Annotated in this window: 18 protein-coding genes; 14 read left to right on the top strand and 4 right to left on the bottom strand. The window is 42.2% G+C overall.

What is annotated here, in order from left to right; translation table 11 throughout:
• Window positions 1-115 precede the first annotated feature (115 nt).
• Genes nusB through coaE form a run of 6 tightly spaced genes read left to right on the top strand, consistent with a single transcriptional unit; the run spans window position 116 to window position 4061 of the window.
• Complete coding sequence (nusB, locus tag Q7J63_RS07365; protein ID WP_019596319.1) at window positions 116-1300, top strand: transcription antitermination factor NusB; 1185 nt, start codon at window positions 116-118, stop codon at window positions 1298-1300.
• Between the two features lie 12 nt (window positions 1301-1312).
• Entirely contained in the window at window positions 1313-1612 is a 300-nt protein-coding gene (locus Q7J63_RS07360) for a YtxH domain-containing protein (RefSeq protein WP_019596320.1), read from the top strand.
• 12 nt (window positions 1613-1624) lie between these two features.
• Window positions 1625-2167 (top strand): DUF1573 domain-containing protein, encoded by a 543-nt coding sequence (locus Q7J63_RS07355; RefSeq protein WP_019596321.1) that lies wholly within the window; start codon window positions 1625-1627, stop codon window positions 2165-2167.
• Window positions 2168-2169: 2 nt separating this feature from the next.
• On the top strand, window positions 2170-2484 hold the full coding sequence (yajC, locus tag Q7J63_RS07350; RefSeq protein WP_026333458.1) for a preprotein translocase subunit YajC: 315 nt from the start codon (window positions 2170-2172) through the stop codon (window positions 2482-2484).
• A 7-nt stretch (window positions 2485-2491) separates the two neighbouring features.
• Window positions 2492-3457, top strand: coding sequence for a YbbR-like domain-containing protein (locus Q7J63_RS07345; protein ID WP_304885065.1), 966 nt, complete (start codon window positions 2492-2494; stop codon window positions 3455-3457).
• Window positions 3450-4061: a dephospho-CoA kinase gene (gene coaE, locus Q7J63_RS07340; RefSeq protein ID WP_019596324.1), complete on the top strand. Its 612-nt coding sequence runs from the start codon at window positions 3450-3452 to the stop codon at window positions 4059-4061. Before Q7J63_RS07345 ends, coaE begins: the two co-directional genes overlap by 8 nt.
• A 25-nt stretch (window positions 4062-4086) precedes the next feature.
• Here coaE and Q7J63_RS07335 read toward each other — a convergent pair whose 3' ends face one another.
• Both Q7J63_RS07335 and Q7J63_RS07330 read right to left on the bottom strand, forming a co-directional pair.
• Window positions 4087-4335 carry a hypothetical protein gene (locus Q7J63_RS07335; RefSeq protein WP_019596325.1) on the bottom strand — a complete coding sequence of 83 codons (249 nt, stop codon included), beginning with the start codon at window positions 4333-4335 and terminating at the stop codon, window positions 4087-4089.
• On the bottom strand, window positions 4328-5296 hold the full coding sequence (locus Q7J63_RS07330) for a tetratricopeptide repeat protein (protein WP_304885061.1): 969 nt from the start codon (window positions 5294-5296) through the stop codon (window positions 4328-4330). The genes Q7J63_RS07335 and Q7J63_RS07330 overlap by 8 nt, the downstream gene beginning before the upstream one ends.
• Before the next feature lie 79 nt (window positions 5297-5375).
• Here Q7J63_RS07330 and Q7J63_RS07325 point away from each other — a divergent pair, with 79 nt between their 5' ends.
• The 7 genes from Q7J63_RS07325 (at window position 5376) to Q7J63_RS07295 (ending at window position 11751) form a co-directional block, all read left to right on the top strand.
• Entirely contained in the window at window positions 5376-5870 is a 495-nt protein-coding gene (locus tag Q7J63_RS07325; protein WP_051107533.1) for a C40 family peptidase, read from the top strand.
• A 308-nt stretch (window positions 5871-6178) separates the two neighbouring features.
• Window positions 6179-7681 carry a F0F1 ATP synthase subunit beta gene (atpD, locus tag Q7J63_RS07320; protein WP_019596330.1) on the top strand — a complete coding sequence of 501 codons (1503 nt, stop codon included), beginning with the start codon at window positions 6179-6181 and terminating at the stop codon, window positions 7679-7681.
• A gap of 49 nt (window positions 7682-7730) precedes the next feature.
• Window positions 7731-7976, top strand: a complete 246-nt coding sequence (gene atpC / locus Q7J63_RS07315; protein WP_019596331.1) for an ATP synthase F1 subunit epsilon — start codon at window positions 7731-7733, stop codon at window positions 7974-7976.
• A gap of 117 nt (window positions 7977-8093) precedes the next feature.
• On the top strand, window positions 8094-8288 hold the full coding sequence (rpsU, locus tag Q7J63_RS07310) for a 30S ribosomal protein S21 (RefSeq protein WP_019596332.1): 195 nt from the start codon (window positions 8094-8096) through the stop codon (window positions 8286-8288).
• A gap of 649 nt (window positions 8289-8937) precedes the next feature.
• Window positions 8938-9822 (top strand): tyrosine-type recombinase/integrase, encoded by an 885-nt coding sequence (locus Q7J63_RS07305; protein ID WP_304885057.1) that lies wholly within the window; start codon window positions 8938-8940, stop codon window positions 9820-9822.
• 28 nt (window positions 9823-9850) lie between these two features.
• On the top strand, window positions 9851-10156 hold the full coding sequence (gene hpf / locus Q7J63_RS07300; protein WP_019596334.1) for a ribosome hibernation-promoting factor, HPF/YfiA family: 306 nt from the start codon (window positions 9851-9853) through the stop codon (window positions 10154-10156).
• 80 nt (window positions 10157-10236) lie between these two features.
• The gene (locus tag Q7J63_RS07295) at window positions 10237-11751 is read left to right on the top strand and encodes a glycosyltransferase family 39 protein (RefSeq protein WP_304885055.1); all 1515 of its coding nucleotides are present in this window, start codon (window positions 10237-10239) and stop codon (window positions 11749-11751) included.
• A gap of 1 nt (window position 11752) precedes the next feature.
• On the opposite strand, the gene Q7J63_RS07290 is transcribed toward Q7J63_RS07295, so the two are convergent.
• Together Q7J63_RS07290 and Q7J63_RS07285 are read right to left on the bottom strand one after the other, a co-directional pair.
• Complete coding sequence (locus Q7J63_RS07290; RefSeq protein ID WP_304885054.1) at window positions 11753-13402, bottom strand: glycosyltransferase family 39 protein; 1650 nt, start codon at window positions 13400-13402, stop codon at window positions 11753-11755.
• Between the two features lie 387 nt (window positions 13403-13789).
• Window positions 13790-15283 carry a M28 family peptidase gene (locus Q7J63_RS07285; protein WP_304885053.1) on the bottom strand — a complete coding sequence of 498 codons (1494 nt, stop codon included), beginning with the start codon at window positions 15281-15283 and terminating at the stop codon, window positions 13790-13792.
• A 201-nt stretch (window positions 15284-15484) separates the two neighbouring features.
• Between Q7J63_RS07285 and gcvP the strand changes: the two genes are divergently transcribed.
• A complete protein-coding gene (gene gcvP / locus Q7J63_RS07280) occupies window positions 15485-18382 on the top strand; it encodes an aminomethyl-transferring glycine dehydrogenase (protein ID WP_304885688.1) in 2898 nt (965 codons plus the stop codon).
• Window positions 18383-18428 lie beyond the last annotated feature (46 nt).

Genomic DNA, 18428 nt, shown 5'->3' with positions numbered 1-18428 from the left:
GATTCTATTTCTTCGGAAAAATGATCGGGGGATTTTATAGTATTGTGGACAAAGACGGGTCCTTTTATAAACCTTCGTCTAAAAACAATTATATTTACGTTCTTTAAAATCAGGTATGTTAAACAGAAGAATTCTCAGGGTCAAGGCTTTTCAAAATCTATATGCTTATGAACAGAGTAAGGCATCCAACTTTAATTTGGCAAAAGACCAGATCAGAGAAGCCTTTCTTCCGGATCTAAACAGCATGGAAGTACAAGACAAGGTGCAGCTAAAGAAAGACGCTGAGCTTGCCATCAAACTTTTTTCCAGCAACCTGAACAGTAAAAACCTGATTTCTGAAACAGACGTCAGTACCAAAATCAAGTCTGAGTCCATCAAAGCCATCAACTATTACCACAAGGCCAACAAAGCGGACCATGATTTTCTATTGAACAACATGGTGATCTCTGCCGAGCGAATCCCTCAATTGTACCTTTATGCGATCCAATTGCTCATTGCATTTGGAGACCACGTAGCCAAGGAAATCGATCGAAAAAGAAAAATCTCGAATGACGCAATCATCTCCACACTTGGAGACCTTAATCTTGCAAACAATGCCATCCTGAAGAAAATCAAAACCATGCCTGAATACCAATCAGCTGTGATTCGACAAGATGCACAAATCGATGAGCTTGAACTTGAAATAAAGGAATGGTTCAGGGAGTATGTAAAACCTTCCGAAGGGTATCAGGAATACATCAAGATCAATGCGCCCACCCTTACCCAGGACTATGAAATACTGGACGACATTCTCAAGAAAATAATTTTCAAAAACAACGCGATTCTCAATTTCTTTTCTGAAAAAGACCTGAATTGGACTGAAAATAAGTCAGTAGTAAGGAGTCTGGCATCAAAAGTGCTCAAAAATCTATCAACAGATCCATCAGCTGAAGAGGCTTTGCTTCCGGAAATCGCCATCAATTGGGAAGAGGATAAGGAGTTTTTCCAGAATATCTTTAACTTGACGATTGAATGTGGCGACGAGCACATGGAGTTGATAGGGAATAAAACCAAAAACTGGGATATCGAAAGGGTAGCTTACACCGACAAGATCATCATGTCAATGGCGCTGACCGAAATGAAAAAATTCCCAAGCATCCCCGTCAAGGTCAGTATCAATGAATATATTGACATTTCCAAAACATACAGCACGCCCAAAAGCAAGCAGTTTGTAAACGGATTACTGGATGTTTTGGCAAAGGAATTAACCGAAAGTGGAGAAATCCGTAAGAGTGGTAGAGGTCTTTTAGATAACAAATAAAATATCAAAAAAATGAGCAAAAGCAGCAATACATTTATGTTAATAGCTGGAGCAGGTATAGGAGCCGCTTTAGGCTTGCTATTCGCCCCCGATACAGGAAAAAACACAAGGGATAGGCTTTCTTATCAGTTGTCGAAATACAGCGAGGACTTGGAAGAACTGATAAAAAATCTACGCGACGGGAAAAATCTTCCCTTAAATGAAGCAAAATCCGAAGGAAACAAAGTAATTTCGGAAGCCAAAAACAAAGCCGAGAATTTACTCAGTGATGTGAATAAACTTATTGATCAAATCAACAGACAAGATAATTAATCATTCAACCAAATGAGATACATCAAATTTCCAGCCTTCGTTTTGATGGCTGCACTTATGGCCTCAGGCTGTAATACCAACAAAAACGACGATTCGGCAAAATTGGCGGAATTGGAGCAAAAACTTGCCCGTCTTGAAGCCGCACAGCCCATTCCCACCAACGTGCAATCGGTGGATGTTGCTGATCCCTCCACCTTGGGTCAGTTCCAATTCGGTGAAATCGAATACGATTTTGGTACGATCGACGAAGGAAAGGTTATCGAGCACATTTTCAAGTTTACCAACTCAGGTCAATCTCCCTTGGTCATTTCAAACGTCACCGCTTCCTGCGGATGTACGAGTCCTGACTGGTCAAAAACACCCGTAAAACCGGGAGATGAGGGATTTGTGAAAGTGGTATTCAACTCTACTGCCAAACCAGGTGCCCAAGCTCCAACAGTAACCATTCAGGCCAATACTAGCCCAAATGTGACCAGATTGAGATTAAAAGGAAATGTTAACCCAAAAAATGCCGCTTCAGCCAGTGCTGGACAATTTGGCCCAGTGAAAAAATAATGATGAACAATTGGATATTATTGCAAGCAGATGGTATGAGTGGGATCATGGGACAGGTTTTCCTGTTTGGCTCCATCATTTTGATTATGTACTTCTTCATGATCAGGCCACAACAAAAAAAACAGAAAGACGCTAAAAATTTCCTTGAATCCGTAAAAAAGGGCGATAACGTGGTCACCATAGGTGGCGTACACGGGAAGATATACAGCCTAGAGGATGATACAGTTCTTTTGGAATTAGACAAGGGATTGAAAATCAAAGTGGAAAAGTCAGCGATCTCTCCGGAATTCACTAAAAAAGCAAACGGAATCAAATAAATTGGACTTGAATAAGCTCAAAAAATTAGTTTCTAATGCCAACCCTAAAAAAGTGGCAAACATGAAAGTGGTAGCGCTGTGCCTTTTGGCCGCTACCACTTTCTGGCTTTTGAATGCCCTCAACAAAGACAACTACACAACTGTTGTAGACTATCCAATCGAAATCATTTATGACAAGGAAGAATTCATGGCCGTTGAAAAATTGCCTGCCCGTGTCAAAATAGAGATCAATGGAAATGGCTGGGATCTGCTCAGAAAATATTTCAAGATAAAGGACAACCCTTTTTTGATTGAAATCAACAACCCTTCCACAAAAAACTATCTCCTGACTTCTGAAATAAGAAGGAGTCTTGCGGAAAAAATTAGCCCTACGAGTTTGGTGTCAATCGTAAGTGACACCATAAAATTCAAAATTGATAAGGTAGTCACCAGAAAGATAGATATCCGGCCAGACACCACCTCCAATACATTGGCCAAGAACTTCAGATATGCAAGCCAAATCGCGATAGATCCTCCGGTAGTCAGCATAAAAGGGCCAACATCCATATTGGAACAATTGGAAGGTATTCTTGCGGTAAATCTCGGAGAAGAAAAAATCAATAAAAATTTCAGCAAAATCCTTCCTTTGACTTTGCCTGATGCGTTCAGGGATTTTTTGACAATGGAGGACGAAAGTGTCCATTTTAAGTTCGAGGTCGTACAATTTCTTGAAGGAAACAAAAGACTCAAAGTCGTCAAAACCAATTTCCCTGAAAATGTGACTTTGGTCCAGCAGCCAAATACCATCATGATGTATTATCTGATAGACGAAAGAAAAGTCAACGAATTGAAGGAAATAGAGTTTGAGGCCATTCTAAATTATAGCAACCGAAACCGCCAAGACAGTACAGTAAGTGTCCAAGTAAGTCCAAAGCCTTCTTTTTTGGAGAATGTCAAATTGGAACCGGAAGTTTTTAGATTGAAATATGATTGATCGCAAACCACTCTTGGTAGGCCTTACGGGCGGAATCGGCTCGGGTAAATCCACTGTTGCAAAGGTTTTTCAGATCCTCAACATCCCCATTTATTTTGCCGATGACCGCGCAAAATGGCTGATGGCCAAAGATGAAGGCCTAAAACATAAAATAAAATCCGAATTTGGGGAAGCCGTCTATAACGAGGATGGCAGTCTCAATAGAAAGCACCTTGCCGCTGAGGTATTTGCGGATGATCAAAAGATAAAAGCACTCAACAATCTCGTACATCCTGCGGTTCGGGAAGATTTTTCCATTTGGGCAAGCAGTCAATCTGCTCCCTATGTTCTCAAGGAAGCGGCTTTGATTTTCGAAACCGGTGGAGACAAAGATCTGGATAAGGTCATCAACGTAAGTTCGCCTCTTAAAGTCCGTGTCAGCCGCATCTTGATGCGGGATGCCCACAGGGACGAAAACCAGGTCAATGACATCATTGACATGCAGCTTCCAGATGAAGAAAAAAATTCAAAATCGGATTTTGTCATCAAGAATACGGACAACAAGCTCCTTATCCCACAAGTACTACAGATTCATCAAAAATTACTTTTGGAAGCATCGGTTTGATCCCTTAAGGGATTCTCAGGGAGCATTAAGACTCTATCCTGATGTGAATCTGATCAAGATAAAATTTCATTCTCGTATGGTTTTGGTTTAAAAAATCAATGTTGTCGACCTTGTCTAGTTTGTGGTTGTAAAAAACCTCAATGTATTCTTTTTCAAGCAAGTATAAATTGACTTTATGCGAATAATACCGAATGGCTACCACAAAAGTCCCTTCAGTGTAAAGCTTGTGAATTTTTTTGTGCAAGGGTAATTCTCTAAAATCCTCTCTACTCATTCCTTAATTTCGTTAATTCCATTTCCGAACCAATATAACCAAAAGCGGACCAAAATCCACTTGCCACAACGTTTTCAAAAATAATTTTTGCTTTTGAAGTGTCCCCCAAACTAAGATAATGGTTGCCAAGACCGTAACCCTGGGTCACGTATTGAAGTCTTTGATTCTCCAGATTGACATCTGCTTTGAGAAGATCCTCCGGCACCAAAATCCCTTTGTACATCAAAATTCTTTTTAAGTAATCATCGTTTTCCAAGACAGTCATTTTTTCATGGACGGGTTTGATCACAGATTGGGCCTCTTCGGTTTTTCCCAGCTTCATCAATGCCATGTAGTACCAATCCAAAGTTGCTATCAGGAGATCATCATTGTTGGATACGGTCAAGCAAGATTGGTATGCCTTCAAGGCAGATTCAAAATCTCCCTTGAGATAGTGGGCAAGCCCTAAATGATACCAGACATTGAATTGAACATTGGATAGCGGGATATTAAAAGCATTTGGCATTCCATCTTTTTCTATTTGAAGCGCTTGGCCTTGCATCAAATCAGCAGCTTTTTCCAGATCTTCAATTGCTCTGTCCAACTCCCGAGTGGAGATAAACCGATGCCCCCTATGTCTTAGGGGTTCAAAAGCATTTTTATTCTCTTCAATTCCCTTGGTAAAGGTCCGGATAGCCAAATCATACCTGCCCAAATAAGCCTCTCTTCTTCCGATCCAGATAAGGTTATCCAAACTTGGCTCTTCTGCGTATGCTCTTTCGGCTTCAAAAAGTTTCTTCAATTGATCTTGTTGGGCGACTGTATCCACATCAGTGATGAGAGAATCTCCCAAAAGACTGATCCCTTGGAAAACTGCTGTTTTGAGGACATTGTCACCGGTCCATTTTTTTTCCACTTCTTTGGTTTCACAAGACTGGAGCAATACCAACAGGAAAAGGAGGGGATAAAACTGGGTTTTCATCTTTGTGGATTATCTTTGGCCAATACTTTTGAAAATTTCAGAAGGGGACGTATTATTGAAGTTAAAATATCCGCCAATAATGATAGTGAAATTTAAGAAACTTAATATTCCGAGACCATTTTTTTTTCTTTTTTTGTTTTTTTCGATTTCCATTTTTTCTTCTTGCTCACCAACCAAAAAGCTCAGAAGTAAAAATGTAAACCAAGTGGTGGAAACGGCAAGGAGTTACCGGGGCACGCCTTATCGTTATGGAGGGACTACAAGGGTAGGTATGGACTGCTCAGCGCTCATCTACCACTCCTTTTATAGTGTGGGGATAACCATGCCGCGCACCTCGGAAGCACAAAGTGGGATGGGGAAGAAAGTCCCGACAAGAAACATTGAGAAGGGGGATGTTCTTTTTTTTGCCACGGGCAAAAAAAAGAAAAAGGTAACACATGCCGGAATCGTCACCGAAGCCTCTCGTGGCCAGGTGAGGTTTATCCATTCCTCTACCTCGCTGGGCGTTACGGAAGACAACTTAAGCAACAATTATTGGAACAAAGCCTATTTGTTTGGGAGAAGGATGTTCTAAAAACGCTGGAGAACATGTGGTTTTCCTAGCGGAAACCTTTCTTTTAGCACAAAGGAGAAGTTTTTTGGTCCGATTTTTTTGGTGTTTGAATGACCCAGAGCCATTCACCAAAAAAGCAAATACGAAGGACCAGAAATACCGGTTTTTGAACAGATTGGATTCCCAAATATTCATTTCGCTCCAATTCATAAAGAAAAGCATCTTGATGCAAGATTTAATTTCCAAACATCCTTTGGTATTAAGGTTTTATAATTAATTTTGCAAGCAAATTGAGAGAGCTTAAATCCTTTTTACATCAATATATAAAAATGATAAATACTGGTAAGATAACCCAGGTGATTGGTCCTGTTATTGACGTTTCCTTCAATGAAGGAAGGTTACCCAACATTTTGGATGCACTTGAAGTCACAAAAGAAAACGGACAAAAAATCATCCTGGAAGTTCAGCAACATCTTGGTGAGGATAGAGTAAGAACCATCGCGATGGATTCTTCCGAAGGAATGGTAAGAGGCATGATCGTCACCAATTTAGGTACTCCTATTTCTGTGCCTACGGGTGTTGGGATCAAAGGACGTCTATTTAACGTGGTCGGAGAAGCGATCGATGGCCTTCCTCAAGTTCCAGCAGGAAAGAGATTGTCGATCCACAGATCTGCGCCAAGATTCGAAGATCTTTCTACTGCCTCAGAAATCCTGTTTACGGGAATCAAGGTGATCGATTTGATCGAGCCTTATGCAAAAGGTGGTAAAATCGGACTTTTCGGTGGTGCCGGTGTTGGCAAAACAGTATTGATTCAAGAATTGATCAACAATATCGCAAAAGCTTACTCTGGTCTATCCGTATTTGCGGGTGTTGGGGAAAGAACGCGTGAAGGGAATGATCTTTTGAGAGAAATGATTGAATCAGGAATTGTAACTTATGGTGACGATTTCGTTCATTCTTTGGAAACCGAAGGAGGATGGGATCTTTCCAAGGTGGACATGAAAAAACTTGAAGAATCCAAAGCTACTTTCGTGTTCGGTCAGATGAACGAACCTCCAGGAGCAAGAGCCCGAGTAGCCTTGACTGGATTGACTTTGGCTGAATACTACCGAGATGGCGAAGGAGATGGTGCAGGTAAAGATATTCTTTTCTTTATCGATAACATTTTCAGGTTTACACAGGCAGGTTCTGAAGTGTCCGCCCTTTTGGGTCGTATGCCTTCAGCAGTAGGTTACCAGCCAACTTTGGCAACTGAAATGGGAACCATGCAAGAGCGAATCACCTCGACCAAAAACGGTTCCATTACTTCAGTACAGGCAGTATATGTGCCTGCGGATGATTTGACCGATCCAGCTCCAGCAACTACCTTTGCCCACTTGGATGCTACAACCGTACTTTCCCGAAAAATCGCGGAATTGGGTATTTATCCAGCCGTGGATCCTTTGGATTCCACTTCCAGAATCCTCCAGCCAAGTATCTTGGGTGATGAGCATTATGATTGTGCCCAACGCGTAAAGGAAATTTTACAACGATACAAAGAACTTCAGGACATTATTGCCATTCTTGGAATGGAGGAACTTTCTGAAGAGGATAAGCTTTCCGTACACAGGGCGAGAAGGGTACAACGTTTCTTGTCACAGCCTTTCCACGTAGCAGAGCAATTTACTGGTTTGAAAGGTGTTTTGGTGGATATCAAAGATACCATCAGAGGCTTTAATATGATCATGGACGGGGAATTGGATCACCTTCCCGAAGCGGCTTTCAACTTGGTGGGAGGTATCGAAGATGCCATTGCCAAAGGAGAAAAAATGCTTGCGGAAGTAAGATAAGGCCATTCATTTGATCATCACGTTCATCAAAAAATAAAACAGCATCAATATGCAATTAGAAATCGTAACGCCGGACAAGAAGATCTTTCAGGGAGAAGTTTCTGAAGCGACCTTTCCTGGCGCCTCCGGTTCTTTTCAGGTATTGAACAACCACGCTGCCATTGTTTCCACTTTGGCAAAGGGAACGGTTTCGTTCACCACCAAAGAGGGCAAACAATCTATCGTTGTCGATGGAGGTGTGGTCGAGGTCAAGGACAATAAGATTGTCCTTCTTGCCGAAAAAGTACTGGATTGATATAAAAAATCATATTCAACTTGAAAGCCTGATCAATCGATCAGGCTTTTTTGTTTGAAACTTTGTATACTGAAGTTATTCTTCTACCTTTGCATCCGTGAAAGGAGGTGTATACATATGATCATAGTTAACGTAAAAGAAAACGAATCTATCGAGAAAGCGCTAAAGCGTTTTAAAAAGAAATTTGATAGAACTGGAGCTGTAAGAGAACTTAGAGCAAGACAGGCTTTTGTAAAACCGTCTGTAAAAAACAGAGAGCAGAGAATTAAGGCTGCTTACAAACAAAAAATGCAAACAGAAGAAGCGAATTAATTCATTTCTTTTTTTGATATTCCAACAGAATGGCGCACCTACCGAAAGCGGGTGCGCCTTTTTTATTTTTTTAACCCCTGTCACGCATTGTCAATTCCATTCAAGCCTATTATTACCTGGGAATCATTCAGTTATTTACTGTTTTTAACTTCATCCTATCGGTACTTCACCTTATTTTTCAATTGGTCTGATTTTCTTGCCGTGTCAACACCCTTTGAGAAACCGAATACATTATTCGGATTTACTAAAAAAAAATATTATTCTGGGTATTGTAAAACTCAAGCAATCAGGGGATAAGTCTATCCTGTCTTTTTTTTATCCCCGATATATCTAAAAAATAAGCATCTATTCATCGTTTTTTTAAAATATTGGGAAGCTTTTTCGTTAGTTCAGTAAGGATCTTTAAACCTGTTTATGCATTTCCAATTCCATTATTACTTGGGAATCGTTCAGTTGTTTTCCATTTTTGACTTCATCCTATCGGTACTACACCTTATGCTCCAAATAGTATGATTTTCTTGCCGTGTCAACACCCATTGGGAAACCAAATGCATATTTCGGGATTAATCCGTATTGTGTCGGGTTTAATATTGAAAAGTCGCCTGAAAGGATTATTTCCATTAAATTTCCCTTATATTCAATACTAAATATGCTGGATGCTTTTATCAATTATCTGGAACATGAAAAACGTGCAAGCCGACACACGGTTTTGGCTTATCGGATGGATTTGGAGCAATTTGGTGAATTCTGTAAGCTTTCCTTCGATAGAGAAGACATCTCTGCAGCCGACCATTCCGAAATCAGGGCATGGATCATCGATCGGGTCGATCAAGGACTAAGCCCCACCTCCGTCAATAGAAAAATGGCCACGCTGCGTTCCTTTTATAAATTTCTGATGCGATCGGGCGAAATCACCAAAGACCCGACCTACAAAATGCGGGTTTTGAAAACTCCTAAAAGACTTCCTGAATTTATCCAAGAGACCGCAATCGAAAAGATTCTGAATGAAATGGTTTACGCCTCTGATTTTGATGGACAGCGTGACAGGATGGTGATGGAGTTTTTGTATTTGACCGGCGTGAGACTTTCGGAATTGCTGGGACTCAAATGGAAGGATATCAACTTGATTTCCGATGAAGTAAAAGTTTTGGGAAAAAGAAAAAAAGAAAGAATAATCCCTCTTACAAGTGGGTTGAAAAAAAATATAATTCTGTATAAGAAAGTATTCGAGGAAACATTTTTAAATGTAAACGAGAGTGATTATTTTATCATTACCAATAAAAAAGAGCAGGCATACCCTATGAAGATTTACCGCATCGTGAGACATTATTTGGATCTGTATGCCCAGACTACAAAGCGAAGCCCCCATCTATTGAGGCATACTTTTGCGACTCATTTGCTGAATAAAGGCGCTGATTTAAATGCCGTCAAAGATCTTTTGGGGCACGGGAGTCTTGCCGCGACCCAAGTATACACCCATAATTCCATGGAAAAACTCAAGGCTGTGTTCGAACAGGCACATCCTAAAGCGTAATATAAGTTTAACTAAAACAATTACTGTTATGAAACTTCAAATGCATTCTATCCATTTCGACGCCGATCAAAAACTTACAGAGTTTATCCAGAGGAAAGCCGATAAGTTAGAGACCTATTATGATAGCATTATCGACGGCGAGGTATTTTTGAGAATTGATAAAAATGGAAAAAACGAGAATAAAATCGTTGAAATCAAACTGAATGGACCCGGGAAACAGTTTTTTGCCAAAAACCAAAGTGAAACATTCGAAGCTGCTGCAGATGATGCCATCGAAGGCTTGAGAAGGCAAATCAAAAAATTCAAGGAAAAAGTAGTAGTCGTCAAACAATAATCTCCCAAAACTCATTAAAGGCCTTTCCACCATGGAAAGGCCTTCATTTTTTAGCATCTTTGTGCGTCAGATTGAATCAAATGAAAACCCCGGAATTTTACAGGAAACTCACGCTCGGTATTTTGGCGCTTATCGCTTCGTTGAAGCTGCTTTACTTTCACTTTTCGGGACACAGCCTTTTCACAGAGGAAACGCAATATTGGCTTTGGTCAAAGCATCTGGATTGGAACTACTACTCCAAACCCCTGATGATAGCTGTTTATAATTTTCTCAGCACCTCAATTTTTGGGGATACCGAGTTGGCCATCAAATTAAACGCCATCCTTTTCAGTTCCATGACAGCATGGGTTGTTTTTGAATTGACATTGGAGATGTATCACAAAGGCAAGATTGCCTTTTGGGCCAGTATGATACTTGTCGTAATGCCTTTTTTTCACTTGGGCTCCATTTTTCATACGACGGATTCTTCGCTTTACTTCTTTTGGATCTTGGCTTTCTTCTTTTTATGGAAGGCCTTGGCGTCAAACGAAATGAAATGGTGGGTTTTGGCGGGTTTCGCCACGATCCTGGGGATCCTTTCCAAAAATATCATGGTGCTGACCCTTCCTACATTGGGGCTATACCTTTTGCTCACAGATAAAAAGAGAGTCCTCAGCAAGGGGCCCTGGGTGTATGTATTGGTTTCCTGTCTTTCATTGATCCCTATCGTGGTTTGGAACTTCCAAAATGATTTTGTGACCTTTAAGCATGTCGGGACGCTGGGAGGCGTAGAGGGAGAAAAGAGTGGTTTTGACCTTGTGCAATCGCTCAAATATGTGGGAGAGTATATTGGGGGACAACTGGGTTTTCTTTCCCCTTTCTTTATTCCTATACTTTGGCTAAGCATCAAAAAAACCAAATTCAGCAAGGACCCTCGGGCACTTTTTTTAATCCTTCCAACCCTGGTGGTTTGGCTCTTGTTTTTAGTGATGTCGATTTTCAAAACAGTGAATGTCAACTGGCCAGCTTTTGCCATACTCACCTTGCCTATCCTAATGGCCTATTGCTTGGATTCAGCCTCGATTCAATGGAAGAGATTTGCATTGTCCGGAGGAATCCTCACTGGTGTTTTGTTGATGATGCTGTTCTTCCCAGCCCCTCTTGATGCCATCGGATTTAAAAAAATCCTCAGACCTTCCAAAGATCCCATGATGCGTTTGGCGGGCTATAAAGAATTGGCAACGCGTATTGACCATTTAAAAGACAGCCTTGAATTGCGGGACAAAGAATTTTTTTTCAGTGACAGTTACCACGTTGCTTCTGAAATGGCCTTCTATCTCAAAGGAAACCCCCAAACTTACGCCATAAATATGGGTAGGCGAAAAAACCAATTTGACCTCTGGCCGGGGATTGGGCAATTTGAGCAAAAAGGATACTATGGGATCTACCTCACTCGGGAATTTGAAGTACAAGAGGCGGTAAAAAATGGATTTTCCCGCATCGTAATGCAAGAAAATTTCCCCACCATCCACCGTGGGGATACGGTTAAAACTTATATCATTGCCGTTTTGGAAAATCTAAGGCATGTAGAGGAAGTGGAGACAGGGGAATACTAATTTATAAGGGTTTGATCCAGAAAAACTTTTTCCCCAATTGGTTTTTGACCTCTTCAGGATTTCCGTTCCAAAGGCTCTTCACCATCTCCCAGAGATACTTGGCATCCCAATTGAGGGCGGCCAACTCCATTTCATATCCTGTATCGGGCAGTTTGTCAAGGTGTTTTTCCTCAAGAATCAGAAAATCGAACTCCCTATATCTGGCTCCAAAATTTTCTTCGCCCAGATCTGTCATTAAATAATCCGGTCCCAAGCCTATTCTGATCTTACTTCCGGTATGTAGGTGGCCCAAATAGGCTATTTTGCTGCCCGGCATGATGCCCTGTTCCTTTGTATATATTTTTATCAATTGGCCTGCATCGGGAAGAGAAATCTGATAGGTGGAAATACTTGCCTCAAAGAACAACAGCATCACACTGATCGCAATTGCTTTTGGCAGTGCACGCTCACTCCTGGATCTTCCAATCAAATAAAACAGGATACCGGCTGCAATAAGCACCTGTATCCAAATCCAGAAGCCTGAAGGAAGCATCAAGTTGAAGAAAATACCTATCAAAAGCACTAGTGAATTCAAGGCCAAAAAGAAAATCAAGGTGCCTTTAAGGAGCTTTACCCTCTCTAATATTCCGTTTTGAATCAGCAGCCAGGCAACCCAGATGGAAGTCAGTGGAACTACAGGCAACAGGTACCTTTCATAGAACTTGCTCACCACCGCAGACATCAGCAAAATGGCAATCACCCAGACCACCACAAATCCCGTGAAGGCCTTGTCATGATTGAAAAGCTCCTTGAATTTGTTCTTGAACCCCTTGGCCCCAAAGATAAACCAGGGCAAAAACATCACCACCATCAGCAGGGTGGCCAACAATACATTCTGAATGACCAGTAAATGCCTGGAGGCAACCCGCATTCCAACTTGGTCTTCGACAAAAGATTCCAGATAGTCAGCCCCATGAACCGCATACATGGCAACAAACCAATAAAAAGCGACAAAGACAGCCGTAAGAAGAGCGGGGAGATATGCCAATTTTTGGATTTTGATTCTTTGCCAAGGATTGACCAACAAATAGAACAAACCAAGTCCTCCCAGGGCGGCTGCTGGTAAGCCTTTGACTTCAAAGGCCAAAGCCAGGCCCAAAAACAAAAGCCAGCTGTATTTTTTTGGCGCATCATTCCCATGGCGCAGATAACCAAGGAATCCCACAGCACTCATAGCCAAAAACATTCCCAGTAAAACATCGGGGATGGATCTGGTGGCACTGAGAATCAAAACCGGGTGAGAGGCCATGATCAATGCCGAGAGTTTTGTTACTCTGGAATCCTTGAAAAAAACACTTGCTCCCCAGTACACAAAGCCAACAGTAAGTGCGCCTGCCAAGAGGAAGAAAATCCTGGAGCCAAATGGAGTGACTCCAAAAAGCTCAAACCCAGCCAAAACAAACCAATAGGTCAAAATCGGTTTTTTGAAGCGCATCTCATCACTTCCCAAAAAGGGGGTATGTATGTCACCTGTTTGGAGCATTTTGACAGCTGCATCCGTGTAATACATCTCGTCGGGATAATGCATGTGAAAACTCAGTGCAAATGGCCCGACCAAAAAGGCAAAGACCAACATGAAATACCAAATGGAAAAACGCTTGTCAGGTTGCATAATTAAGATTGAAGGGCAAAGATAATATTTTTCAATTTGTATGATACCTTAATCCAACAATCCAAAAAAACCAAGGAGGGCTTGCCGATTTTCGACAAAATTGGGTTCAACCCTAAATATGCAATAGGTTTCCAAATGAGATTGAAACGGAAAGAAAATCAGACTATTGGGAGAATAATTCCTGAAACCAACAGGGTGAAGTCAAGAATAGTCAACAGCTAATTGATTATCAGTAAATTACAATATTGAATGGCGTTAATAATACATAAAACGGGTTCAACTCAATTAAAAAACCCCTCCGAATCAAAATCCGAAGGGGTTTCCAATATTTCTAAATTCAGCCCGTATTTGGTTATGCTGCCAAATCCTATTTACGGGTTAATGGGACTATCTTTCGGCCCTCGTGCTTGTTCGGTCCACAGGAGTTCTGTTCATCCTGTTGGCTAGATCCCAAGCGGTGTGGAAGATCAATTGTGCTCTTTTGGTCATCAATGGGAATTCGATTTTGTCAACCGTATCCGTGTGCTGATGGTAATCATCATGAACACCATTGAAGAAGAAAATAACAGGGATATTGTGTTTTGCGAAGTTGTAGTGGTCCGAGCGGTAGTAGAACCTGTTCGGATCATCTTCCGCATCATACCTGTAATCCAAAATCAAATTCGTGTGGGTAATGTTGTTGTATTCATTGATGGTTTTCAACTGGGAAGAAAGCATCTCTGACCCGATCACGTAAACATAATCCTTGTTCTCGGCATCTTGATACTCATAGTCGATTCTTCCGACCATGTCGATATTGATGTTGTTCACCGTGTTTTCCAAAGGAAAAATAGGGTGGTCGGAATAGTACTCAGAGCCCAAAAGTCCTTTTTCCTCACCGGTTACATTCAAGAATAGAATACTTCTTCTTGGCTTGATGCCGTCTTTGGCAGCCATGGCAAAAGCTTCGGCTATCTCCATGACGGAAACCGTTCCAGAGCCATCATCATCGGCGCCATTGTTGACTCTTCCTTCGCTGTCGATGCCAGTATGGTCATAATGGGAAGAAATCACCAACACTTCCTCCTTTTTGTCTGTGCCTTCCAAGTAGGCCATCACATTTTCTGTAGGGACGAGTTTTTTGCTTTTCTTTACCAAGAAGCTGGCTTTTTGGATCTTGATGGATTCCGGATTGTTTTTGGCAGCCTCTTTCAATATCTCTACGGGAGTGGCGAAAAGGGAGGACATTTGGTCACTGCTCACCAAGAAGATCGGCTCTTGTTTGGTTTCTTGTTCAAAACCAAGTCTTCCTTTACCGCTCAAGGATTTGTATCTGTTGGCCAAGCGGTCAAAATTTGCTTGACCTTCCATGGTCACGATGACGATTCCTGCTGCACCCGCATCCATCACATCTTTCACGACCGTTTGCGCACGGCTTCCGATGGCCCAAAGACCGACGATCTTACCCTTTACATCTACTTTTGCAAGGTTTTCGGGCGAAGCCAGACCAAGAAAAACCAAATCAGCTTTGGCTGCTTTCTTCATGTCACCGTCTCCGATAAAAACAAAATCTTGGTTGTTTACCAATTTCTTTTTCCCAACAGTCAAGTTTACCTCAGGGAATGAAACGCTGGCAAGGTTGAATTTTTGGTAATAACTCCCATCCACAGGACCAGCCAGTCCCAAGCCTTCATAAAATTTAGCAAGGTATTCGGCAGCCATCTTCTGGCCTTTTTCTCCGGTATCCCTTCCTTCCATTTCGTCGGAAGCCAAGATGGTCAGGTGTTTTTCCAAATCACCGGCAGTGATGGTGGAAGCATATTTGACGGCCATGTCCTGAGCATTGACCTGCCAAGAGAACATCAACAGAAGTGCGCCTGTCAAGGCATAATTTCTTTTCATAAGTTATAAATAAGGGTTATTACTATTCTAGGCTTTAAACTTATCAATTATTCCAATCAGAATGAAACCGTTTATCAATTTGAGTGTTACAGTGCTATATTTCTTTGCCTCCTAAAATTATTATCATTCAATATTTCTTACCTTTGCCCTACCAAAAATCAAGGTAGATATAACCCAAATCTCTCACAATCAACATTGATGATGAAAATCAATCTCACTCCAACTACAAAATTTGAAAACAGGCACAATGGTCCTTCTTCTGAGGAGATCACGTTCATGTTGAATAAGATAGGCGCCGCTTCTTTAGACGAACTTATCGATCAGACCATTCCCAAATCCATCCAGACGGGAAAGCCATTGGACTTGCCTGCCGCACAATCGGAGGCTGAGTTTTTGAAATCCTTCAAACTGCTCGCATCGAAAAACAAGATATTCAAATCCTTTATCGGTTTGGGCTACCACGACACGATTGTACCAGGTGTCATTCTGAGAAATATCCTTGAAAATCCGGGATGGTACACGGCATATACCCCTTACCAAGCCGAAATCGCACAGGGAAGATTGGAAGCTTTGATCAACTTTCAAACTACTGTTATCGAACTTACAGGGATGGAGCTTGCAAATGCCTCCTTGTTGGATGAAGCCACCGCAGCTGCCGAAGCCATGACCATGCTGCACGCGTCCAAACCAAAAGAGAAAAAAAATGCCAACCGGTATTTTGTCGATGAAAAGATTTTTGAGCAGACCAAAGACTTGTTGATTACCAGATCGGTTCCGGTTGGGATTGAATTGATAATCGCGCCTTTGTCGGCCTTGGACTTGACTGATCCGCAACTTTACGGAATGATGTTGCAGTACCCAAATTCGGACGGTCAAGCCATCGATTACACAGCACTCCTTGCTTCCGCCAAAGCCAACAAAGTGCTCGTTGCCTTTGCAGCAGATTTGTTGAGCTTGACTTTATTGACACCTCCAGGTGAAATGGGTGCGGATGTCGTAGTCGGCACCACCCAACGATTCGGGGTTCCGATGGGATTTGGCGGTCCTCATGCCGCATTTTTTGCAACCAAAGAAGCGTTTAAAAGACAGATTCCGGGAAGAATCATTGGTGTTTCCGTGGATAAGGATGGAAACAACGCCTACAGAATGGCTCTCCAGACCCGTGAACAACATATCAAAAGAGAAAAAGCAACCTCCAATATCTGCACGGCACAGGTGCTTCTTGCTGTCATGGCGGGGATGTATGCGGTCTATCACGGTCCAAAAGGGCTAAAAGAAATCGCAAGCAGAATCCATGGACTTGCCCAACTCACCGGAAAGGCATTGAAATCCCTGGGCTTTGAGCAGTTGAACGAAAATTATTTCGACACCATTCGGATCAAAGCCGATGAGGTCCAGCAATCCAAAATCCACGCATTTGCCTTTTCTTCCGAAATGAATTTCAGGTATGAAAAAGGAGCGATTATTCTGACATTTGATGAGGTCAAGACTTTAGAAGATGTGACCGCAGTAGTGGAAGTTTTTGCAAAATCAACGAACATCAAGACCAAAGTCGATATCAATGCCTTGGTGGATGGTTTGGAAATCAATCTGCCGGAAGCATTGGCCAGAAAATCCGAATACCTTACCCATCCTGTGTTCAACCAATTCCATTCCGAACATGAAATGCTCAGGTATATCAAACGTCTGGAAAACAAGGATCTTTCTTTGGTGCACTCTATGATCTCCTTGGGTTCCTGTACAATGAAGTTGAATGCGACTTCAGAGATGGTTCCGGTCACCTGGCCAGAATTTGGACAGCTGCATCCCTATGCACCCCAAGACCAAGCCGCAGGCTATTATGAGTTGTTCCAAAACCTTAGAAATTGGTTGACAGAAATCACTGGTTTTGCCGACACCTCCTTGCAGCCCAATTCTGGTGCACAGGGAGAATATGCGGGTTTGATGGTCATCCGAGCCTACCACTTGAGTAGGGGAGACCACCATAGAAACATTGCCTTGATTCCAACTTCGGCGCATGGTACCAATCCAGCATCTGCGATCATGGCAGGGATGAAAGTGGTTTTGGTGAAATGTGATGAGAAGGGAAACATTGACGTAGCAGACCTTGAGGCAAAAGCCCTTGAACATAAAAATGATCTGGCGGCATTGATGGTGACGTATCCTTCCACCCATGGGGTGTTTGAGGAAGCCATCCAAGAAATCTGCCAGTTGATCCATGACAATGGAGGACAAGTTTACATGGACGGAGCCAATATGAATGCTCAGGTTGGTTTGACCAGTCCGGGCATTATTGGCGCGGACGTTTGTCACCTGAATCTCCACAAGACTTTCTGTATCCCACATGGTGGAGGCGGACCTGGCGTAGGCCCGATCTGTGTGGCCAAGCATTTGGTTCCTTTCCTTCCGGGAAATCCTCTGGTGAAAACTGGAGGCAAGCAGGCGATTACCGCCATTTCTGCTGCCCCCTTTGGCAGTGCAAGTATTTTGGCCATTTCTTACGCTTACATCTCAATGATGGGAGGAGATGGCTTGACCAATGCAACCAAAATAGCCATCCTGAATGCCAACTACATGAAGGCAAGGCTGGAAGAGCATTATCCAATTCTCTATACCGGAACACACGGAAGGGCTGCCCACGAAATGATTTTGGATTGTAGAGCTTTCAAGGATTTCGGAATTGAAGTGGAGGACATCGCCAAGCGATTGATGGATTATGGATTCCACGCACCGACGGTTTCCTTCCCTGTGGCCGGCACCTTGATGATCGAGCCAACCGAATCCGAAACCTTATCTGAACTCGACAGGTTCTGTGATGCCATGATCAGCATCCGAGAGGAAATCAGAGATGTGGAGTCTGGAGCAGCAGACAGAGACAACAACGTCTTGAAAAATTCACCACATACTGCTGGATTGGCTCTGGCAGACCATTGGGATTTCCCGTATTCCAGAGAAAAGGCTGTTTTCCCACTTCCTTATGTGAAAGGCAATAAATTCTGGCCAACTGTCAGAAGAATTGACTCCGCATATGGAGACAGGAATTTGGTTTGTAGCTGTATTCCAGTGGAGGAATATGCGGAAGTAGCAGAAACGGTTTGATAAATCAAACACTTGATTAATTTTCGAAGAACACGAATTCAATAAA

The sequence above is a fragment of the Rhodonellum sp. genome, assembly GCF_030656585.1.
Taxonomy (GTDB): Bacteria; Bacteroidota; Bacteroidia; order Cytophagales; family Cyclobacteriaceae; genus Rhodonellum; species Rhodonellum psychrophilum.
The sequence above is the reverse complement of the archived record's forward strand: the minus strand, read 5'-3'. Positions and strand labels throughout refer to the sequence as shown.